This is a genomic window from Novosphingobium tardum (assembly GCF_042652045.1).
Classification (GTDB): Bacteria; Pseudomonadota; Alphaproteobacteria; order Sphingomonadales; family Sphingomonadaceae; genus Novosphingobium; species Novosphingobium tardum.
In genome coordinates this window covers 1-667 of sequence record NZ_JBHSDR010000012.1, presented here as the reverse complement: position 1 = coordinate 667, position 667 = coordinate 1, and the positions used below count along the sequence as shown (strand labels likewise).

Genomic DNA, 667 nt, shown 5'->3' with positions numbered 1-667 from the left:
TGAAGTGTTGGGGTCGCGTCGGGTCACGAGCCACGGCTCCCGTTTCACCCGATGGGCACCGTTGTATGAGCGGAGCGCTCTTGTGAGCGTTGGCCGGTCACACCTTATGGACGAGCTTCGCTGAGTGGGAACTCGATGCGCACCGGCATTGATGTTTTTACTAAACTAGGCAGACACTGTTGGCCGGACCGCCCACATTAGTAGACTCCAAGCCGATGCAAGGAGTAAACAATCAGTCCGACCAGCGCCCATGACGCCACGGTTAGTCCCACTGCAATAAGGAGCTTGGCGCGCGGTGAAAGGGGCTCTTCCTCCCCGTCCGCCCTTGAGTCCCGCCGCGTGGCGTATGGTGCATTTGCTATGGCTTCGAGGACAGGCCCCACGGGGGGCGCGGGAACAGCGTCCACGGGTCCTGATCTCAGCAGCGCCGCACTAACCAGGCCTTTTGACAGCTTGGCGCCGAATTTGCAGCCATGGAGGTGGCCGCTGTTCCAGACGACTTCGGCGGCTAGGTCGCCGATAGACGGCAGGTTGATTGTGATGGCCTCTCCCAGAGCAATTGGAGCCTCGGTTTCCAGGAGAAGGCCGTCCTCTGACAGGTCGTGGACCACGGCGCTCGTCCCACCGTCCCGCGTCATGCTCCAGCGAACCCCTAGCTTGAGCTTTC

The 667-nt window shown here is 61.3% G+C and carries 1 protein-coding gene; it reads right to left on the bottom strand.

Going from position 1 to position 667, the window contains the following annotated elements; translation table 11 throughout:
• Positions 1 to 197: 197 nt before the first annotated feature.
• The coding region (locus ACFO0A_RS15290) for a PilZ domain-containing protein (RefSeq protein ID WP_379540042.1) at positions 198 to 667 on the bottom strand (470 nt) is incomplete at its 5' end.